A 17024-nucleotide genomic window follows, 5' to 3' on the forward strand; every position below is an offset into this window, starting at 1 on the left:
TTTAAAGAGTGAATTTTGAATTCTTTGCGTTCTTGGTGTTTATGTCCTTCGTGTCCTTTAGCGTGGCCTTTTTAGCCTATGGCATGGTAGTGCGCTTTATGGGCAAGGAGAGCTTTGCTTCGCGGCTGGGTCAGATTATCTTAGTGCCCGCCTGCATCGTTATCTATGATTTTATTACGATGGCCGCGCCCAGCGGCTATCGGTATCTGGTCGGCGGTTTGCCCTTGCTGGCCTGCGCCGGCATCGCGCTGTACTTCCGTTTCGTTAAGGGCGAAAACTTTGCCGAAGCTAAATCTCCCAGCGAGCTGGCGCAGCTGACAGCGGAGCCGAAAAAATTCAGCAAAAAATCCGCGCGCATTCACGCCGCAAGAAAAAAACGCGGCGGCAAATAAAAAAGCAGGAAAAATGCTGCTGCAAACAGAATAATATAGTATAAGGATGTTTGAACTGCATCTTTCGTTTGGTAAATAGCTAATTCAACACTATGGAGGTGCTTTATATGTTTACAAAAATTCTTGTTCCTGTTGATGGCAGCGAGGGTTCTTGGAGAGCCTTGTCCACAGCTGTGCAGCTGGGTGAAAAATTTGCCAGCGAGCTGCTGGTGGTAAACGTAATTCAGCCGTATAACAACGCCGCTTTGCTGGCAGTTCCTTTAGACCACGCTACGATTACCCAGGGCAATAACGAGCTGGAAAAGGTTGGCGATAAGGTTTTGGAGATGGCCGAAGAAAGATTGGCTAATTATCCTCATAAAATTGAATTTACTTTGGAGGTAGGGCATCCGTCCGAGCGCATTATCGCTTTGGCTAAAAAGGCTAATGCCGACGCTATCGTTATCGGCAGCCGCGGTCTGTCCGGCATTGCCGAATTTTTCCTGGGCAGCGTAAGCTCCAAGGTATCCCAGTATGCCAGCGTTCCCGTGCTCATTGTGAAATAAAATGCTGCGCCGCATTTTAGTACCAATCGACGGTACGGATTATTCGTGGAGAGCGTTGGAATACGCCTGCGCTTTAGTTTCGCTGAGCGGAGGCAGCCTGGTGGTTATGACGGTTGCTTCGGGACATCATGCGCAGCCTGTCGTTGCAGCCGACGGCGATTGCCTGTACGCCCAGATAGGAGACGAGGTGCTGGATTCGGCTCACGCTATGATGCTGGCGAAAAATATCGACTGTACCTATTTACTGGAAAACGGCGGCAATATTGCCGAAAATATTCTGCATACGGTGCAGGAGGAAAAATGCGACGGCATCGTTTTGGGCAGCCGCGGCATGGGTGTGCTGGAGGGGTTGTTCCGCAGCAGCGTCAGTCAGGTAGTGCTGGAGGGCGCGACAGTACCCGTAACAATTGTAAAGTAAAAAGACAAAGCACAAGGAGAAGCGAAATGCTTTCCCTTGTGCTTTTTTGCGTCCTGGCTTACATAGACAAGCAGCGTTAAAAGTGCTATATTAAGATTGCATTAAGAGTAAGGAGCTTGATAGTATGCTAAAGGGCGTTATCTTGATTGTCTGCGCCGCTACCTGTTGGGGCATGGGAGGCGTGTCAGGACAATATTTATTTGAATATCATCAAGTTGATTCCGTGTGGCTGGTTATGGTGCGCCAGATTATCGGCGGCCTGCTGTTTTTGGGTTATGCCGCGCTGGTGCAAAAGCAAAACGTAGTGCGGGCTTTGTTGGACAATAGCAAAGATTTAGTGGAGTTTTCGTTTTTAGGCATCTTAGGCGCGCAGCTTGGCTTTTATTACAGCATCACTTTGTGTAACGCCGCGACGGCGACGGTGCTGCAATACATGGCGCCTATTTACGTTATGCTGTGGATGAGTTATAAGAATCGCCGCTGGCCGGAAGGACGCGAGCTTGTCGGCATTATCGGCGCGGTGACGGGCGTTTTTCTAATCGCTACGCACGGCAGCCTGGACAGCCTGGCGCTGTCGCCCGCCGCCCTGGTTATCGGCCTCGTATCGGCAATGTCCTACGCTTATTACAGCATTAAACCGGTGGAGATGCTGAAAAAATATTATGCGACTATTATTATCGGCTGGGGACAGCTGCTGTCGGGTTTGTTTTTGATTTTGTGGCGCAACCCTTTCGCTCCTGTCGGCGACTGGGATTGGCGAGCCCTGCTGGCGGTGGGCTATTTGATTTTGGGCGCGACTATCGCCAGCTACGCTTTGTATTTGCAGGGGTTGAAGATAGTAGGGCCTACGAAGGCCAGCCTGATATCCTGCGCCGAACCGCTGGCGTCGATTATTTCCGTAGTTTTGCTGTTGGATACTAAACTGCTGCCGCCGGATTTAATCGGCATGGGCTGCATTATTTTTACGGTGCTGATGCTGTCGCTGCCGAAGAAGTAAAGATGAAATAGCTGATAAAGCTTGGATTCAGAATCATAAAGTTAGGCTTATACCTGTGATTGATGAATAGACGCAGTGGTGACAGAGCGGCAGTAAACATGGTAAAATATTATTAAAAATAAACGGAGGCGGTACGATGACGCAGGCAACCTATAAGTACAAATACGGTCATGGCTACAAAGCTTTTACCTTGGAGAAGGAGCAAAAGCTTGCTAAGGATTTGCTGTTTGAAGCTGTGGACGATGTGGACGAGGCGATCGCTTTGGCTGAAAAATATGTGGGCGAAGATTACAAAATTATTTTGATGCCGCAGGGCAGTTTAACCGTACCAGTTTTGAAAAAATAGGGACGCTTTCGTAAAATTTTTTCACGTATAAAGCTTGCCTTTTACTTTGTTTTCGGATATAATTATAGCGTTGTTACACGAAGTTTAGTTAAACAGAAGGAGAGAGCTTTTGTGAAGTTAGACATTGATTATAAGGCTATCGGCCTGCGGATTAAGGCTGCGCGTGCGCGTAAGGGTTTAACCCAAGGGAATATAGCTGGCTTAACCGGTTTGTCGACTCCGCATATCAGCAATATAGAAACTGGTAATACTAAGTTGGGCCTGCCTACGATTATTCATCTGGCCAATGTGCTGGATGTGTCGGTAGATGAGCTGTTGTGTGATAATATTCATCGTAGCGAGCAAATTTATTGCAACGAGCTGTCCGAGCTGCTTAAAGGCTGTTCTGTGGATGAGCTGCATATTATTTCCGAGCTGGCTAAGGTCATCAAAAAATCCGGCATCAACAGCGCGAAGAAGGCAAGAAAGCGCCGCACTAAGGCAGAGATGGCCGCGGCTAAGGCTGCCGAAGGCGAAGTGCCCCAGAAATCTTAATAACCGTATACTTTCCATGCTACTGTAGCTCAGTTGGTAGAGCAGCTGATTCGTAATCAGCAGGTCGCAGGTTCGAGTCCCGTCAGTAGCTCCAATGCAAAACCGCCCCTAGACTGCGTCTAGGGGCTTTTCTAATAAACGGACAACGCTGAAAAAGCGCTTTAGTGTCTTAATTTGTGTCTTGCTGTATAAACTATATCAAAAGGAAGACGATTTTTGATGAAAAAAATTTTAGTTACGGGGTTCGACCCCTTCGCTCACTATCATATAAACCCTTCATGGGAAGCAGTACGCCGACTACCGGACAAGATTGGCGATTTTTTGGTTAGCAAGCTGTTATTACCAAATATTTACGATCTTGCCGGGCGCATGGTGCTGGAACAGGCGGAGATGCTTCAGCCGGACGTTATTCTGCTTACCGGCATGGACAGCGGCAGCAGTAAGCTGCATATTGATACGGTGGCGGTAAATTTACGCGACGCTTTGTTGGAAGATAATTTGGGGCATAAGCCGTGGAATGAGCCTGTTGTACCCGGCGGCCCTGCCGCCTATTTTGCTACTATTCCGGCTCACGATTTAGTGCGACGCTTGCAGGCCGAAAATGTGCATGTGCATCTTGGCTATACTGTAGGCGGCTATGTGTGCAACGATGTGTTTTATCTTGCAGCGCACCGCTTTGCCGGGACGAATGTGAAGGTTGGCTTCGCGCATGTGCCTATATTGCCGCAGATGGTTTTGGATGATAGTTTGGCCATGCCGTTAGAAAAAACTATAGAAGATTTGGAACGCATTATCAGCTGTTTATCTGCGTTGTTAGCGGAACGCTCTTAGCATTTTGCTCATCCTGTTCTTTGGAATGCTTTTTCTTATTATAGGCTTGCATAACTTGCTCGATATCGCCCGTTTTCGCCCACTCCTGCAAAGCGTCGGCCATTTCCTGCACGGCCTGTTCGATAGTTTTTTTATCCTCGCCCTGAAATTGGTGCAGCACGTGGCTGATAACGGCCTGGTTATTGCGGGCGGGATGCCCGATGCCAATTTTAAAACGGGCAAAGTCGCTGGTTCCTAAATGCTCGATGATGGATTTCAAGCCGTTGTGGCCGCCTGCGCTGCCTTTGCGGCGAATGCGCAGCTGTCCTACGGGCATATCCATATCGTCCTGAATAACGGCGATATCATCCGGCGCGATATGATAGAAATTGGCGTAAGCGCCGACGGCGACGCCGCTAAGGTTCATATAGGTGGTGGGTTTGATAATTAAAATTTTTTCGGGGGCGCGGTATTCGGCGCAGTAAGCGTTGCGCTCCTCCTTGCCGAAGGCTACGCCGTAGCGCCTGGCCAGCTCGTCCGCTACCATAAAGCCGATGTTGTGGCGGGTATTGGCATATTCGCGCCCGATATTGCCCAAACCGACGATGAGTTTCATTATTTTTTTCTCCTTTATAGCTGATTTAATATTGAGTAAATGATGGTGTGGAAACTTTGTAGTAGCATTTATGATTGTTTTAGAGGGAATTAGAGGTTTTAGCTCATAAGTGCTTAGAACCATAGAAGCAAGGGTGCAGTTGCCTGCGCTTATGCTGACAAATTTTACCGCAAGCTTCGTTATGGTTCTGCACGCAATGAGCGTTAAAAAACCGGAGTTGACCGAGGAAATATCATAAATGCTTTTTAGTGTACTAATTCTTCTATTGTGACAAATTCATAACCCTCGGCTTGTAAGCGGTCGATGATTTGCGCTGTGGCGGCGACGGTTTGCTCGCGGGGAGCCGCTTGCTTAGGGCTGTCGCCGTCGTGCAGCAGGACGATAGCGCCGGGCTCCGCGCTGCTGCAAACGCGGTTGACGATTTGCGCTACGCCGGGGTTAGTCCAATCGCGGGGGATGACGCTCCAGTTGACGGCCTGCAGCCCGGCTTCTTGCATAGTTTGCAAAACGAGCCAGTCCTTAAAACCGTGGGGAGGGCGCATATAGTGCACGGGTTGTCCGGTCAATTGCTCCAGCGTGCGCTTGCCGTAGGCGATATTTTCTTTTAGCTGCGCCGGTGCAAGCTTGAGCAAGTCTTGGTGATAGCCTGCGTGCAGGGCGATTTGGTGCCCCTGGCTTTGCACTAAGCGTACCACTTCGGGGTGACGGGCGGCATTTTCGCCGACCATAAAGAAGGTGGCGCGTACTTTTTTGGCCGCTAATACCTGCAGTAAATTTTGCGTGTAGGGCGGGTAGGGGCCGTCGTCGAAGGTGAGCGCGATTTGCTTGCGTTCGCTGTTGCCGTGCGTTAAGACGTTGCCGTAAAAGCTGTTGCCGGGCAGCACGGCCAAAAGCAGCAGTACGCCGCTGAGCAGCATACAGGCGGCAGTAAGCAGGGCGGCAGTGCGCCGCTGCAGTTTGCCTAAGCGCCCCAGCCACAGCAGCGCTGTGCTCAGCAAAGCGCCAGTGATAATAATATAGATAATTCTCATAGCGTTTTAAAAGAAAAGGCTTGCCTGAGGCAAGCCTTTAATAGACTATTGGATTGTGCGCTGTTATTTTTTAATATCGAATAATTGGCTTACGGACCAATCATTGTAAATGCGCAGGATGGTTTCAGCCAAAATCGGCGCAATGGACAATACTTTAATTTTAGGATGCTTCTTTGCGGGAGGCAGCGGAATGGTATTGGTCACAACCAGCTCGTTGATATCGGATTGAGCGATGCGAGTCAGCGCCGGGTCAGTCAGAATGGGGTGGGTGCAGCAAGCGTAAATTTCGTTAGCGCCAAATTTCTTCAGTGCGCGTGCGCCTTCGGTTAAGGAGCCTGCGGTGTCCACCATATCGTCAACCAGAATGCAGTTTTTGCCCTTAACGTCGCCAATAAGATTCATAACCTCGGCTACGCCGGGTTCGGGACGGCGCTTGTCGATGATGGCCATGGGGGCGTTAAGAATTTCGGCAAAGCCGCGGGCACGGCTTACGCCGCCCAGATCGGGGGAAATGACAACCATGTTGTCCAGATTTTTGCTCTTGATGTATTCTGCCAGCAGCGGGCCGCCGGGCATATGGTCAAAGGGGATGTTGAAGAAGCCTTGGATTTGTGCTGCATGCAGGTCGATAGTCACTACGCGGGTGATGCCTGCGGTTTCCAGCAGGTCGGCCATCAGCTTGGCGGTAATGGGCTCGCGTCCGCGGGCCTTGCGGTCCTGACGGGCATAGCCATAGTAAGGAATAACTGCGGTGATGTGGTTGGCGCTGGCGCGTTTGAAGGCGTCGGCCATAATCAAAAGCTCCATAACATTGTCGTTGACAATGGGGCCGCAGGTGGGCTGTACGATAAAGATATCCTTGCCGCGCACGCTTTCGTTGATCATTACCTGAATTTCACCGTTGTTAAAGCGGTTAACTACGGAATCGCCCACGGTGGTTCCCAGGTAAGCTGCAATTTCGCGCGCTAAATCAGGGTTTGCATTACCAGTAAAAATTCTTAACTTATTTTCATCAGACAACATTTCCAATCCCTCCAAAATCGCCTTGCTGTTCTTTGTAGTACGAAAGGCTTTGTCTAGCTTTCATTATACACTAAAAGCCTGCTGTTTAACAAGTTTTTTGTAAAGCTTTTAACTATTTCTGTATTTTTCGGCCCAGCCTTCGATGTTTTTCTGCTTAGCGCGGGCTATGCCTAAGGCGTTTTCGGGTACTTCTTTCGTAATGGTGCTGCCTGCGCCGATGTAGGTGTTAGCGGCTACAGTGACAGGAGCGACTAAATTGGTGTTGCAGCCGACGAAGGCGTTGTCGCCGACTATGGTGCGGTGCTTTTTCTTGCCGTCATAGTTGACGGTGATGCAGCCGCAGCCCATATTGACGCCGCTGCCGATATCGCTGTCGCCGATATAAGTAAGGTGGGGCAACTTAGTACCTTCACCGACGTTGGAATTTTTAACTTCCACGTAATTGCCGATTTTTACATGGTCGCTGATAACCGTATCGGGGCGCAGGTGTACATAAGGCCCTGCGGTAACGTGGCTCTTAACCTCGCAGTCGTGGGCGTAGATAAATTGCAGATGGTTATCGTCGCCCACCTTAACATTGCTCAGACGGGAGCTGGGGCCGATTTCGCAGTCCTCGCCGATTTCCGTGCTGCCCTCCAGCCAGGTGTAGGGATAGATAACGGTGTCGCGGCCAATTTTTACGCTGGCTTCGATGAAAGTGCTGGCCGGGTCCATAATGGTTACGCCTGCGTCCATCAGCTTATCTAAAATCCGTTGGCGCATTACGCCTTCGGCGGTGGCCAGCTGCTTGCGGGAATTGATGCCCATGACCATGTCGCTGTCGGCGGTGCTGACGCCGCCCACCTTTTGACCTGCCTGATTAAGCTTAGCCAGTACGTCGGTCAGGTAGTATTCGCCCTGCGCGTTGTCGTTGGTCAAGGTCGACAGCACGTCGAACATCAGCGGACATTCCATGCAGTAAATACCGGTGTTGATTTCTTTAATAGCCTTCTGCGCTTCCGTTGCGTCCTTTTGCTCTACGATGCCCTGCACATTACCATGCTCGTCGCGGATAATGCGGCCGTAGCCAAAGGGGTCGTCCATAACGGCGGTGAGCACGGTAGCCGCCGCGCCGGATTCTTTATGCGCCTGGCAGAAGCGCTTCAGCTCTTCGCCTTCCAGAAGCGGCGTATCGCCGCACAAAATAAGCGCCGTACCGGTAAAGCCCTTGAGGGCTTCTGCTGTCTGCATAACGGCGTGCCCGGTGCCCAGCTGTTGAGCCTGCAAAGCGATTTTTCCCTGCGCGCCTACCATTTCTTCTACTAATTCGGCCTCATGGCCCACGATAACAACCTTTTCCGTGCAGCCTGCGGCGGTGGCCGCGTCGATAACGTGCTGCAGCATAGGCTTGCCGCCTACCTTATGCAGCACCTTGGGATATTTGCTGCGCATGCGTGTTCCCTTGCCTGCGGCAAGAATAACGGCAACTAAATCAGACATATCTATTCTCCTCTCCGTATACGGAATTTATTTTGCTAAATATTGTTCTGCCAGACGTAAATCGGTAGGCTTGTCTATATCCATACCGATACCGGCGTGGCTGGTAACGACGGCCTTACTGGTCATGCCCATAATTTTGTTGAAGCGCTGCTCCGCTTCTTCAATAGTCAGTCGGTGCAGCAGCGCTTTGAAAATAAAGCTCCAGCCCAGCCAGTTGGCTAAGCGCAGGGGCGATTTACGTAAGGCAAAAATTTCATCGGCTTTGGCCTGGGCCAAGGGAATGACTGTTTTATCGATGAGCATCATATTGCCGCCGGTAAAAGCGCCGTCCCGCAGTTTGCCGTAAGTGCGCTGAGCGTGGGGGAATTGCTCCAGACAGGCGGATCGGGGAATAATGGGGTAATACACCTGGCCGTTGGGACAGGCTTCGCATTGGCTTAAAAAATCCTGCGTTCCTGCCGCCGTTAGCAAAGGAATATCGTCGCAGACGCCTAAAATTTTAGGACTGCAGCCGTCGCCAAAATATTGCACTGCGTCGCAGGCCGTACCCGATAACGTAGGCGCTGCGGGACACAGGCTGACGCTGGCCGGCAGCGTGTCTTCCAGCTGAGCCAGAGCCTCCGGTGCGGCGGCGACTACAATACGGCGTATACGACCGCTGCCAAGCAGGGCCTCGGTAATATAATCGATAAGACGGCGGCCGCCGACGACCGCCAGGCAGCGGTACGGCGTGCCGCAGATATCCTGCAGCCAGGGACTGATTCCTCCGGCTGCAATAAAGGCGTCGTATTGCTGCATGCTTACGCCTTCTTATTGCCGTGTTCAGTCAGCGAACGCATCAGCGTATGCTCGGCGTTTTCAATATGAATACGGGCGGCGTGCTGAGCGCGTTCTACGTCGCGGGCGGCGATGGCGTCCACTAAATAGCGGTGTTCGTCCATGGTCTCCACTAAACGTCCCGGATAGCTCATAGAACGGCCGCGGATACCGGTCAGCTGCTCGCGTAAATTATTGATGATGCTGCGCAGACGCTCGTTGCGGCTGGCAGTGTACAAAACGTCGTGAAAAGCAGTGTCGACTTCGACAATTTTATCGATATCCATATTGGCGACATGCTGCCCTATTTCGTGCAGGTAAACATTGAGCGTTTCCAACTCCTCGTCGGTGATGCGTTCGGCAGCCAGGCCTGCGGCCAGAACGTCCAGGCAGGTGCGTACCTCGTAAATTTCGGTAATATCCTTAATGGAAATATCCGCCACATAGGTGCCGCGGCGGGGAATCATTACCACAAAGCCCTCCAGCTCCAGCTTGCGGATAGCTTCGCGCACGGGAGTACGGCTGACGCCCATTTCGTCGGCCAGCTGAATTTCCATCAATCGTTCGCCGGGACTAAAGGTGCCGTCGATGATTGCTTGACGGATATTTTCACATACCAGCTCGCGCAAGGGCTTGTAGCTGTCAAGTCGTATTGGCTGTAAATGTCCAGACATAATTATTTTATCCTCCCTACGATAGTAGTAATGGCTGTTTCTACGGAAAAGTCGGCTAAAGCCGCCGTAATATTGGCCGCCGCTTCCTGGTCGGGGGCCAGGGCGAAAACTGTGGGGCCGCTGCCGCTCATCAGCGCGTAATAAGCGCCCGCGCCGAGCATAGCGGCTTTAATGGAAGCGATGACCGGGTGCGCCGGAATAGTTACCGTTTCCAGTACGTTGCCCATATAGGGAACTAAGGCGCGGGCTCCGTCCTGCAAATGGGCTTGCAGCTGCCAGATGCAGGGCGCGTGTACTACGCGGCCCTTGTTATAATGCTGGTAGACCCAGGCGGTAGAAACCTCCAAACCTTTAGGCTTGGCCAGCACTACTGCGGCCGGGGACAGATCGTCCAGCTGCGTCAGAATTTCGCCGCGGCCTGTAGCCAGCGCCGTGCCGCCTTCTATGCAGAAGGGAATATCGCTGCCTAACTGGGCTGCCAGCCGCCTTAATTCGTCTGCGTTCAAGTTTAGCCGCCAGTATTTGTTAAGACCGCGCAGGACAGCCGCCGCGTCGCTGCTGCCGCCTGCCAGTCCTGCGGCCAAAAAGATTTTTTTCTTCAGGGCAATGTGAACATGGGGGTTGATACCGGCATACCGGGCCAAAAGTTCTGCCGCTTTGTAAGCCAGATTATCGGAGCCGCAGCTGAGGCCTGCCATATCTGTGGCAATGGTAATGCCTTCCTTGCCTTGGCCTGCGCTGATGACGATCTCGTCGCTCAAGCCTACGCTCTGCATAATCATGCTTACCTCGTGGTAGCCGTCGGAGCGCTTGCCGATGATGTCCAAGCCGAGATTTATTTTAGCATAAGCTGTTTCAGTTATAGTTTTCATCTAAGCTCACCTGCCCATAAGTGTATACAGTATTATTTTATACTGCTTTAGCCTTCGCCGCAAGTTTTTTTAGATATTATTAGTAAGAAATGCTCAGGCTGTTGCAGCTGTAATGTTTTGAGCGGCGCGGCTATGTAAAATAATGAAAAAATTCCTTATCTGCCAGTTGCTTTTTTGGCAAAAAATGTTTACTATACTAGGAAGTAAAGAATTTAAGGAGAAGCTTATGTCGACAAATATGAAAAAGATACTTTATCATTATTTTATGGTTACGCTGGCCTGCGTTATTATGGGCGTGGCGCTGAACGTATTTTATATGCCTAATAAAATGCTCAGCGGCGGTATCGGTGGCGTAGCGGTCCTGGCCTATTATATTGGCGGGTTGCCCATGGGCGCCACCAGCCTGATCTGCAATGTGCCTTTGTTTTTCTTGGCTTATAAATTTATGGACCGCCAGTATACCATCAGCGCGTTGTTTGGTATCGTAATGTTTTCCGCTTCGCTGGACTTTTTCCATTTTCTGTCCTCGTATACGGTGGTGCATGATAAGCTGCTGGCCTGCATTGCCGGCGGCGTGCTTTACGGTATCGGCGCGGCCTGCATGTACCGTGTAGGCGGCAGCAGCGGCGGTACGGATATTATCGGCGCGATCATTCAGAAGAATTATTCTATCAGCATCAGTACGACGGGCTTTTTATTTAATTTATGCCTGCTGGTAGCCAGCGTGTCCTTCTTTGGTATCGAGCCCGTGCTGTACACGCTATTGACCTTCTTTATTATGAGCAAAACCTGCAACGCCTTTACTACGGGCTTTGATTATAAAAAGAATGTTATCATTATCAGCAACCGTCATTATGAAATAGCTGAAGAAATTATTAAGGTGGTGGGGCGCGGCGTTACCTATTTGCACGGCGAGGGCGCTTTTACCCATCAGCACCGGGAAATTTTATTTGTAGTAATTAAGCTTACCCAGCTGGCGAAGATTCGCTCTATCTGCCGGGAGATAGACCCGGACGCCTTTATGATTATTAACGACGTCAACGATGTTTTTGGCCGCGGCTTTACATTGAAGCCTTCGGGACCCAACTGCCCGCGTCCCCAATTTGACGGGGAAGGATGCGCGCAGGAGAAAAAGGCGCAGTAAAAAATTAAAGGAGAATAAAAGGACTGTTGCAAAAGCGTTTTGGCGCTGTGCGGCAGTCCTTTTTATTTGCGAAGCCGGCGGAAGCAAGCAGACCAAAGGGTCGCAAGAAGCAGAAACAAAAGCTAAACGCCGGCCAAAAGGTCTTGCGAGGGGGGGCAGATGTGCTAAAATATTCGTGAGTATGATTTTAGATTTGTCTGCGTTCAGCAATGTTGCCTTGAGCAAAGAGCTGGCGCAGCTTTAGGGATGGGGAGAAGAGCTCGTGAAACGCTATTACACGTCAATATTATTTTTGCTGTTTATAGCGTTGGACTATGTGGCGATACTTGGCGCTGAGCAGAGCGCTTTCTGCTTACGTAACTGGTTTTTACATTCGCGTAACCTGCACATTTCCTGGCTCAACTTTTGGATAGTATTTCCCAGCCTGTTCCTGCTCTTTATTCATCTGGGACAGCTGTACAGCCGCCGTATGCCCTTCTACAAGGAGGTAGAAAAGCTGTTCCACGCCTGCTGTTACGGTACGCTGGCCGTAATTTTTGTGCTTTATGTGGCGCGCATCGCCGCCACTACCAGCAGGATGTTCGTGGGTCTTTTCGGCATACTGGCTTTTATTTTGCTGGCAGTCTGCCGCTATGCAATCAAACGCTTTTTGCTGCATAAACAGTTACTACAAGGACCAATTGTAATTATTGGCGCGGGCAAAACGGCGGAGCTGCTGGTTAAGGGCATCGTCGGCGACGCTGGCTTAGGCTACAAAATCGTGGGTCTGTTGGAGGATAACCGCGTACAGCCGGGCATTTTGGAAAAATACCCTGTGCTGGGGCGCTTTGCCGACGCGGAAAGAGTTATCAAAGAAACAGGCGTGAAGCGCGTCTTTATCGCCGCTCCGGGGCTGGCAGAACGCAAATTGGGAATGCTGATTTACCGTATTCAACCGCTGGTAAAAAACATCGGCGTTATTCCTAACTTAGTAGGCGTGCCTACAGGAGCGGTGGAAGTAGAGAGCATGTTCAACGAGCGCCTGGTGCTGCTGCGTTTGAAGAATAATCTGGCGCGGCCGCTGAACCGCTGGCTGAAAACAATTTTCGATTACACGCTGACGATTGTTGGCACGATTTTGATTTCTCCGGTTTTACTGTTTATCGCCGCCTGGATTTATAAGGATTCGCCGGGGCCGGTGATTTTTAAACACACGCGCGTCGGGAAGAACGGCAAGCCGTTCCCCTGCTATAAATTCCGCAGTATGTGCGTGGACGCCAAGGAAAAGCTGGCGGAACTGCTGGCTAACGACCCGGCGGCGCGGGCAGAGTGGGAAAAAGACTTTAAGCTGAAAAACGACCCGCGCATTACCAAAAGCGGCGCGTTCTTGCGCAAGACCAGCCTGGACGAGCTGCCGCAGATTTTTAACGTGCTGCGCGGCGAGATGAGCTTAGTAGGACCCAGACCGATAATAGCGGAAGAACTGGTGCGTTACGGCGAGTATGTGGGAGATTACCTGATGGTGAAGCCGGGCATAACCGGCATGTGGCAGGTAAGCGGCCGCAGTGACACCACCTATAACGAGCGCGTGCAGCTGGACAGCTGGTATGTGCGCAACTGGAGCGTATGGCTGGATGTGATGCTGCTGTGGCGGACTGGGAAGAGCGTGTGCAAGTGTAAGGGAGCGTATTGAGAATGTTGAAATTTTCCGTACTGCTTTCTGTATATAAAAATGAAAAGCCGGAATATCTGCGTTTGGCGTTGCAGAGTATTACCGCACAAACCTTGCAGCCAAACGAGATAGTTATCGTCAAGGACGGCGGCTTAACGCAGGCTTTAGATTCCGTGATAGACGATTTTGCCACAAAGCAGCAAAACGTAAAAATCCTGCCCTTTGCGCAGAACAGAGGTTTAGGCTTGGCGCTGCGGGACGGTGTGGAGGCTTGCAGTTATGCATACATTGCCCGTATGGATACCGACGATATAGCGCTGCCTGAACGCTTTGCCAGGCAGATGACTTATCTGGAAAAGCATCAAAATATCGCATTGTTGGGTTGCTGGATAACGGAATTTTCCCGTGATACGAATAAGCCGGACACTATAACAAGACTACCTTATGAGCATGAAGCTATTATTGCCTACGCCAAGAAGCGCAATCCTTTCCGGCATATGACGGTGGTTTTTAAGAAAAGCGCCGTTATAGCCAGCGGTAATTATCGGGATTTTTTGTGGTTTGAGGATTACGATTTGTGGGTGAGGATGCTGCAGCAGGGCTATAAGGCGGCCAATCTGCCGGAGGTGCTTGTAAACGTTCGGGCTGGGGAAGAAATGTTTGCCCGGCGCGGCGGGTGGAGGTATCTAAAGCAGGAAGTAAGGTTTCAGAGAGCGCTGTATGAGCGGGGATTTATTGGCTTATTGATACTCATACAGAATATTTTATGTAGAAGCATAATGAGAACATTACCAGTGAAGATGAGAAAGTGGATATATACGCATTTTTTGCGTGCATGAAAAACTAATGAGAGAATTATCAATTTCTGAAATAAAAAGATTACAGTTAGATATGTTAATTGAGTTCGCAAAATTTTGTGATAAAAATTCTTTAACTTATTATTTGGGCGGCGGTACATTATTAGGAGCCGTCAGGCATAAGGGGTTCATTCCATGGGATGATGATATAGATATTATGATGCCCAGGAAAGACTTTAATAAAGCGATATTATTATACAAGAATGAAATTTATAGATTGAATTACATTACTAATACTAAAGCTTGGTGTGAGCAAATAGCAAAGTTGTGTGATATTAGGACTTATGTATATGATGACTCTTTTAAAAATACAGAAATTGACGAGATAAATTGCCTTGGTATAGATATTTGCCCTATTGACGGTTTGCCTGATGAAATTTGGAAACAGAAGGTCTTGTTTTTAGTAAGCCGAATGATTATTGCTATTCATTCAGCCAGTGTTTTATCGTTTAAAACGACTAAGCGTTTTGCTGATAAACCAGCAGGGATATTTCATTGGAAAAAATCGTTAAGAAATATAGTTAAATATGTGATGATATTTTTATTTGGAAGAACTGATCCGCAGTATTGGGTAAAGTTGCTTAATAGATTGGTAACAAAAGAAGATTTTTATAACCATGAATATGTCGCTGCCTTAGTATCCTGTGTACATGGCAGTAAGGAGAAAATGCCTAGCAGAATATATGAGCCTAAGATTAAGCTGGAATTTGAGGAATATAAATTTTGGGCTCCTGCTGATTATGATTATTATTTGAAAAGATTATATGGAAAATATATGGAATTGCCAGCTCCTGAACATAGGGTGGCACATCATGGATACAAAGTATACATTAAAAATAATATCTGGAGGAAAACAAATGCTTAGTTTAAAAGAAAAAATTATTAGAGCTTTAGTTGAAGGAAATTTTTGTAAAAAAGTGCTTGGAAAAATTGATAAAGAATTAGGGAGTTTTACTAGAATGTTAGTTTCTAAAAACATTAAAATTCAACATAATAAAATATTATTTATAAATTATCAGGGGGATTATGCTTGTAATCAAAAATATATTTGTGAAGAAATATTGAAACAGAATTTACCTTGGGATATCGTTTTTGCTGTAAAAGATATAAATAAAGTTAAATACAACTTTCCCAAAGGAATTCGCCTAGTGAAAAGGCATTCTTATGAGTTTTATAAGGAAGCGTTGTCTGCCCATGTGTGGATTGATAATGCTCATAATTTGCTACATGAAAATGTCCCAAAAAGAAAAGAGCAATATTTATTTAATACTTGGCATGGTTCAATGGGCCTTAAACGAATAGGTCGGTGTAGTGAGAAAGATGTGGAATGGGTAAAACGTGCTCGAAAATATCATGATAATACAAATTATTGTGTATCTAATAGTGAATTCGAGACCAATGTATACAGAGAAACATATTGGAACAATAAAATGACGGAAATATTATTATATGGACATCCTAGAAATGATATTTTGTTTATTGATGATGATAAAAAATTAAAAATAAAAAGTAAGGTATGTAAAAAATTAAATGTTAATGTTAATGTTAATGCTAAATTAGCATTATATGCTCCAACATTTAGAGAATTATATAAGTCAGATTGTTTTTCTGTAAATTATGGATGTTTATATGATGCATTAAGGAAGCGATTTGGTGGAGAGTGGATCATTTTAGCTAGACATCATTTTCATCTTAAGAGTAGCAGCTTAGCATATGATACTATTAAGAATTCAGAACATGTTGTGAGGGCAACTGATTATGATGATATGCAGGAATTGATGGTTGCGGCTGATATTGGCATTACTGACTATTCTTCGTGGATTTGTGACTTTGTTTTAACAAAAAAGCCCGGATTTATTTTTGCTACGGACTTAAAAGAATATAATAATGGCCGTGGTCTCTATTATCCATTGGAAACAGCACCGTGGCCAATAGCTGAAAGCAATGATGCTCTTATTGAAAATATTTTGAGTTTTGATAATGAGAAATATCAAAAAGATGCAGAGCAGTTTTTATATGATAGAGGCTGCTGCGAAGATGGGCAGGCCAGTCGTAGAGTTGTAGAAAAAATCAAGGAGATAATGGAGAATACTGCATCATGAATATAGCAATTATATTCGCTGGCGGAACTGGCCAGCGTATGAATACAGCGTCCAAGCCCAAGCAATTTTTAGAATTGCATGGAAAGCCGATTTTGATATATACGCTGGAGCATTTTCAAAAGCATGAGCAAATTGACGGAATTATTCTAGTCTGCTTAGAAAATTATATAGCTTATTGTAAAAATTTATTGGTTAAGTGGCAAATCAGCAAGGTCGCTGAAATTGTTTCAGGCGGCACCAGCGGTCAGGAATCAATTTTTCATGGATTACAAGCTGCTCATAAGCTTTATGCGGATAGTGATATTGTGCTTATTCATGATGGTGTACGTCCGTTAATAAATGAACAGGTTATTACAGATGCTATTATCTGTACAAAGCAGTATGACAATGCTATTACTGTTTCGCCAGCTATTGAAACCGTAGTTATTAAGCAGGAAAGCGGGCATATAGGGGATATTTTAAATCGTTCTGTTTGTGAGTTGGCAAAAGCTCCGCAATGCTTTTATTTAAAAGATATTTATGAAGCTCATCTAAAAGCCAATGAAGAAGGCAGACATGATTTTATTGATTCTGCAAGTATTATGCAATATTACGGATATACATTGAATACGGTTATTGGTCCGACAGAAAATATTAAGATTACTACTCCGTCAGACTTTTATACGTTTAGAGCGATTATTGACGCTAGAGAAAATATGCAGATTTTAGGATTGTGAT

Annotated in this window: 20 protein-coding genes and 1 tRNA gene; 14 read left to right on the forward strand and 7 right to left on the reverse strand. The window is 47.7% G+C overall.

From position 1 onward, the window contains the following. The first annotated feature begins 8 nt into the window (after positions 1-8). The 8 genes from Q4E64_RS00760 (at position 9) to Q4E64_RS00795 (ending at position 4063) form a co-directional block, all read left to right on the forward strand. A complete protein-coding gene (locus tag Q4E64_RS00760) occupies positions 9-392 on the forward strand; it encodes a hypothetical protein (RefSeq protein ID WP_303165751.1) in 384 nt (127 codons plus the stop codon). A 107-nt stretch (positions 393-499) separates the two neighbouring features. Further along, positions 500-937, forward strand: coding sequence for a universal stress protein (locus Q4E64_RS00765; protein WP_303165752.1), 438 nt, complete (start codon positions 500-502; stop codon positions 935-937). 1 nt (position 938) lies between these two features. Then, positions 939-1355 carry a universal stress protein gene (locus tag Q4E64_RS00770; RefSeq protein ID WP_303165753.1) on the forward strand — a complete coding sequence of 139 codons (417 nt, stop codon included), beginning with the start codon at positions 939-941 and terminating at the stop codon, positions 1353-1355. Positions 1356-1479: 124 nt separating this feature from the next. After that, positions 1480-2352: a DMT family transporter gene (locus Q4E64_RS00775; protein WP_303165754.1), complete on the forward strand. Its 873-nt coding sequence runs from the start codon at positions 1480-1482 to the stop codon at positions 2350-2352. A 136-nt stretch (positions 2353-2488) separates the two neighbouring features. Beyond that, the gene (locus Q4E64_RS00780) at positions 2489-2698 is read left to right on the forward strand and encodes a hypothetical protein (protein WP_303165755.1); all 210 of its coding nucleotides are present in this window, start codon (positions 2489-2491) and stop codon (positions 2696-2698) included. A gap of 111 nt (positions 2699-2809) precedes the next feature. Further along, entirely contained in the window at positions 2810-3232 is a 423-nt protein-coding gene (locus tag Q4E64_RS00785; RefSeq protein ID WP_303165756.1) for a helix-turn-helix domain-containing protein, read from the forward strand. 18 nt (positions 3233-3250) lie between these two features. After that, positions 3251-3326 (forward strand) — tRNA-Thr (locus Q4E64_RS00790). Positions 3327-3451: 125 nt separating this feature from the next. After that, on the forward strand, positions 3452-4063 hold the full coding sequence (locus Q4E64_RS00795; protein ID WP_303165757.1) for a hypothetical protein: 612 nt from the start codon (positions 3452-3454) through the stop codon (positions 4061-4063). Here the strand turns inward: Q4E64_RS00795 and pth are convergent. The 7 genes from pth to ispE form a co-directional block, all read right to left on the reverse strand. Further along, positions 4026-4658: an aminoacyl-tRNA hydrolase gene (gene pth, locus Q4E64_RS00800; RefSeq protein ID WP_303165758.1), complete on the reverse strand. Its 633-nt coding sequence runs from the start codon at positions 4656-4658 to the stop codon at positions 4026-4028. The genes Q4E64_RS00795 and pth overlap by 38 nt on opposite strands. Before the next feature lie 245 nt (positions 4659-4903). After that, complete coding sequence (locus Q4E64_RS00805) at positions 4904-5689, reverse strand: polysaccharide deacetylase family protein (RefSeq protein ID WP_303165759.1); 786 nt, start codon at positions 5687-5689, stop codon at positions 4904-4906. 63 nt (positions 5690-5752) lie between these two features. Continuing rightward, on the reverse strand, positions 5753-6712 hold the full coding sequence (locus Q4E64_RS00810) for a ribose-phosphate pyrophosphokinase (protein ID WP_303165760.1): 960 nt from the start codon (positions 6710-6712) through the stop codon (positions 5753-5755). A gap of 108 nt (positions 6713-6820) precedes the next feature. After that, complete coding sequence (gene glmU / locus Q4E64_RS00815) at positions 6821-8191, reverse strand: bifunctional UDP-N-acetylglucosamine diphosphorylase/glucosamine-1-phosphate N-acetyltransferase GlmU (protein WP_303165761.1); 1371 nt, start codon at positions 8189-8191, stop codon at positions 6821-6823. A 27-nt stretch (positions 8192-8218) separates the two neighbouring features. Then, positions 8219-8989 carry a hypothetical protein gene (locus Q4E64_RS00820; RefSeq protein WP_303165762.1) on the reverse strand — a complete coding sequence of 257 codons (771 nt, stop codon included), beginning with the start codon at positions 8987-8989 and terminating at the stop codon, positions 8219-8221. Positions 8990-8991: 2 nt separating this feature from the next. Then, positions 8992-9681: a GntR family transcriptional regulator gene (locus tag Q4E64_RS00825; protein ID WP_303165763.1), complete on the reverse strand. Its 690-nt coding sequence runs from the start codon at positions 9679-9681 to the stop codon at positions 8992-8994. Between the two features lie 2 nt (positions 9682-9683). Then, the gene (gene ispE, locus Q4E64_RS00830; protein ID WP_303165764.1) at positions 9684-10553 is read right to left on the reverse strand and encodes a 4-(cytidine 5'-diphospho)-2-C-methyl-D-erythritol kinase; all 870 of its coding nucleotides are present in this window, start codon (positions 10551-10553) and stop codon (positions 9684-9686) included. A 226-nt stretch (positions 10554-10779) separates the two neighbouring features. Between ispE and Q4E64_RS00835 the strand changes: the two genes are divergently transcribed. The 6 genes from Q4E64_RS00835 (at position 10780) to ispD (ending at position 17023) form a co-directional block, all read left to right on the forward strand. Beyond that, on the forward strand, positions 10780-11697 hold the full coding sequence (locus tag Q4E64_RS00835) for a YitT family protein (protein ID WP_303165765.1): 918 nt from the start codon (positions 10780-10782) through the stop codon (positions 11695-11697). A 262-nt stretch (positions 11698-11959) separates the two neighbouring features. Continuing rightward, positions 11960-13369, forward strand: a complete 1410-nt coding sequence (wbaP, locus tag Q4E64_RS00840; protein WP_303165766.1) for an undecaprenyl-phosphate galactose phosphotransferase WbaP — start codon at positions 11960-11962, stop codon at positions 13367-13369. Between the two features lie 2 nt (positions 13370-13371). Continuing rightward, positions 13372-14187 carry a glycosyltransferase gene (locus Q4E64_RS00845; protein ID WP_303165767.1) on the forward strand — a complete coding sequence of 272 codons (816 nt, stop codon included), beginning with the start codon at positions 13372-13374 and terminating at the stop codon, positions 14185-14187. Between the two features lie 7 nt (positions 14188-14194). Further along, positions 14195-15070 (forward strand): phosphorylcholine transferase LicD, encoded by an 876-nt coding sequence (locus Q4E64_RS00850; protein WP_303165768.1) that lies wholly within the window; start codon positions 14195-14197, stop codon positions 15068-15070. Further along, positions 15018-16307 (forward strand): CDP-glycerol glycerophosphotransferase family protein, encoded by a 1290-nt coding sequence (locus Q4E64_RS00855; RefSeq protein ID WP_303165769.1) that lies wholly within the window; start codon positions 15018-15020, stop codon positions 16305-16307. The genes Q4E64_RS00850 and Q4E64_RS00855 overlap by 53 nt, the downstream gene beginning before the upstream one ends. Then, on the forward strand, positions 16304-17023 hold the full coding sequence (ispD, locus tag Q4E64_RS00860) for a 2-C-methyl-D-erythritol 4-phosphate cytidylyltransferase (RefSeq protein ID WP_303165770.1): 720 nt from the start codon (positions 16304-16306) through the stop codon (positions 17021-17023). Before Q4E64_RS00855 ends, ispD begins: the two co-directional genes overlap by 4 nt. Position 17024: the final 1 nt, after the last annotated feature.

Source organism: Phascolarctobacterium sp., assembly GCF_030531065.1.
Lineage (GTDB): Bacteria > Bacillota > Negativicutes > Acidaminococcales > Acidaminococcaceae > Phascolarctobacterium_A.

Bases quoted from the DNA above. Each gene is read 5' to 3' on its own strand.
- Q4E64_RS00810 (WP_303165760.1), bottom strand. From the start codon at position 6,712: ATGTTGTCTGATGAAAATAAGTTAAGAATTTTTACTGGTAATGCAAAC.
- Q4E64_RS00825 (WP_303165763.1), bottom strand. From the start codon at position 9,681: ATGTCTGGACATTTACAGCCAATACGACTTGACAGCTACAAGCCCTTG.
- Q4E64_RS00820 (WP_303165762.1), bottom strand. From the start codon at position 8,989: ATGCAGCAATACGACGCCTTTATTGCAGCCGGAGGAATCAGTCCCTGG.
- Q4E64_RS00775 (WP_303165754.1), top strand. From the start codon at position 1,480: ATGCTAAAGGGCGTTATCTTGATTGTCTGCGCCGCTACCTGTTGGGGC.
- pth (WP_303165758.1), bottom strand. From the start codon at position 4,658: ATGAAACTCATCGTCGGTTTGGGCAATATCGGGCGCGAATATGCCAAT.
- ispE (WP_303165764.1), bottom strand. From the start codon at position 10,553: ATGAAAACTATAACTGAAACAGCTTATGCTAAAATAAATCTCGGCTTG.
- Q4E64_RS00770 (WP_303165753.1), top strand. From the start codon at position 939: ATGCTGCGCCGCATTTTAGTACCAATCGACGGTACGGATTATTCGTGG.
- Q4E64_RS00765 (WP_303165752.1), top strand. From the start codon at position 500: ATGTTTACAAAAATTCTTGTTCCTGTTGATGGCAGCGAGGGTTCTTGG.
- ispD (WP_303165770.1), top strand. From the start codon at position 16,304: ATGAATATAGCAATTATATTCGCTGGCGGAACTGGCCAGCGTATGAAT.
- Q4E64_RS00850 (WP_303165768.1), top strand. From the start codon at position 14,195: ATGAGAGAATTATCAATTTCTGAAATAAAAAGATTACAGTTAGATATG.
- glmU (WP_303165761.1), bottom strand. From the start codon at position 8,191: ATGTCTGATTTAGTTGCCGTTATTCTTGCCGCAGGCAAGGGAACACGC.
- Q4E64_RS00835 (WP_303165765.1), top strand. From the start codon at position 10,780: ATGTCGACAAATATGAAAAAGATACTTTATCATTATTTTATGGTTACG.
- Q4E64_RS00805 (WP_303165759.1), bottom strand. From the start codon at position 5,689: ATGAGAATTATCTATATTATTATCACTGGCGCTTTGCTGAGCACAGCG.
- Q4E64_RS00855 (WP_303165769.1), top strand. From the start codon at position 15,018: ATGGATACAAAGTATACATTAAAAATAATATCTGGAGGAAAACAAATG.
- Q4E64_RS00795 (WP_303165757.1), top strand. From the start codon at position 3,452: ATGAAAAAAATTTTAGTTACGGGGTTCGACCCCTTCGCTCACTATCAT.
- Q4E64_RS00845 (WP_303165767.1), top strand. From the start codon at position 13,372: ATGTTGAAATTTTCCGTACTGCTTTCTGTATATAAAAATGAAAAGCCG.
- Q4E64_RS00780 (WP_303165755.1), top strand. From the start codon at position 2,489: ATGACGCAGGCAACCTATAAGTACAAATACGGTCATGGCTACAAAGCT.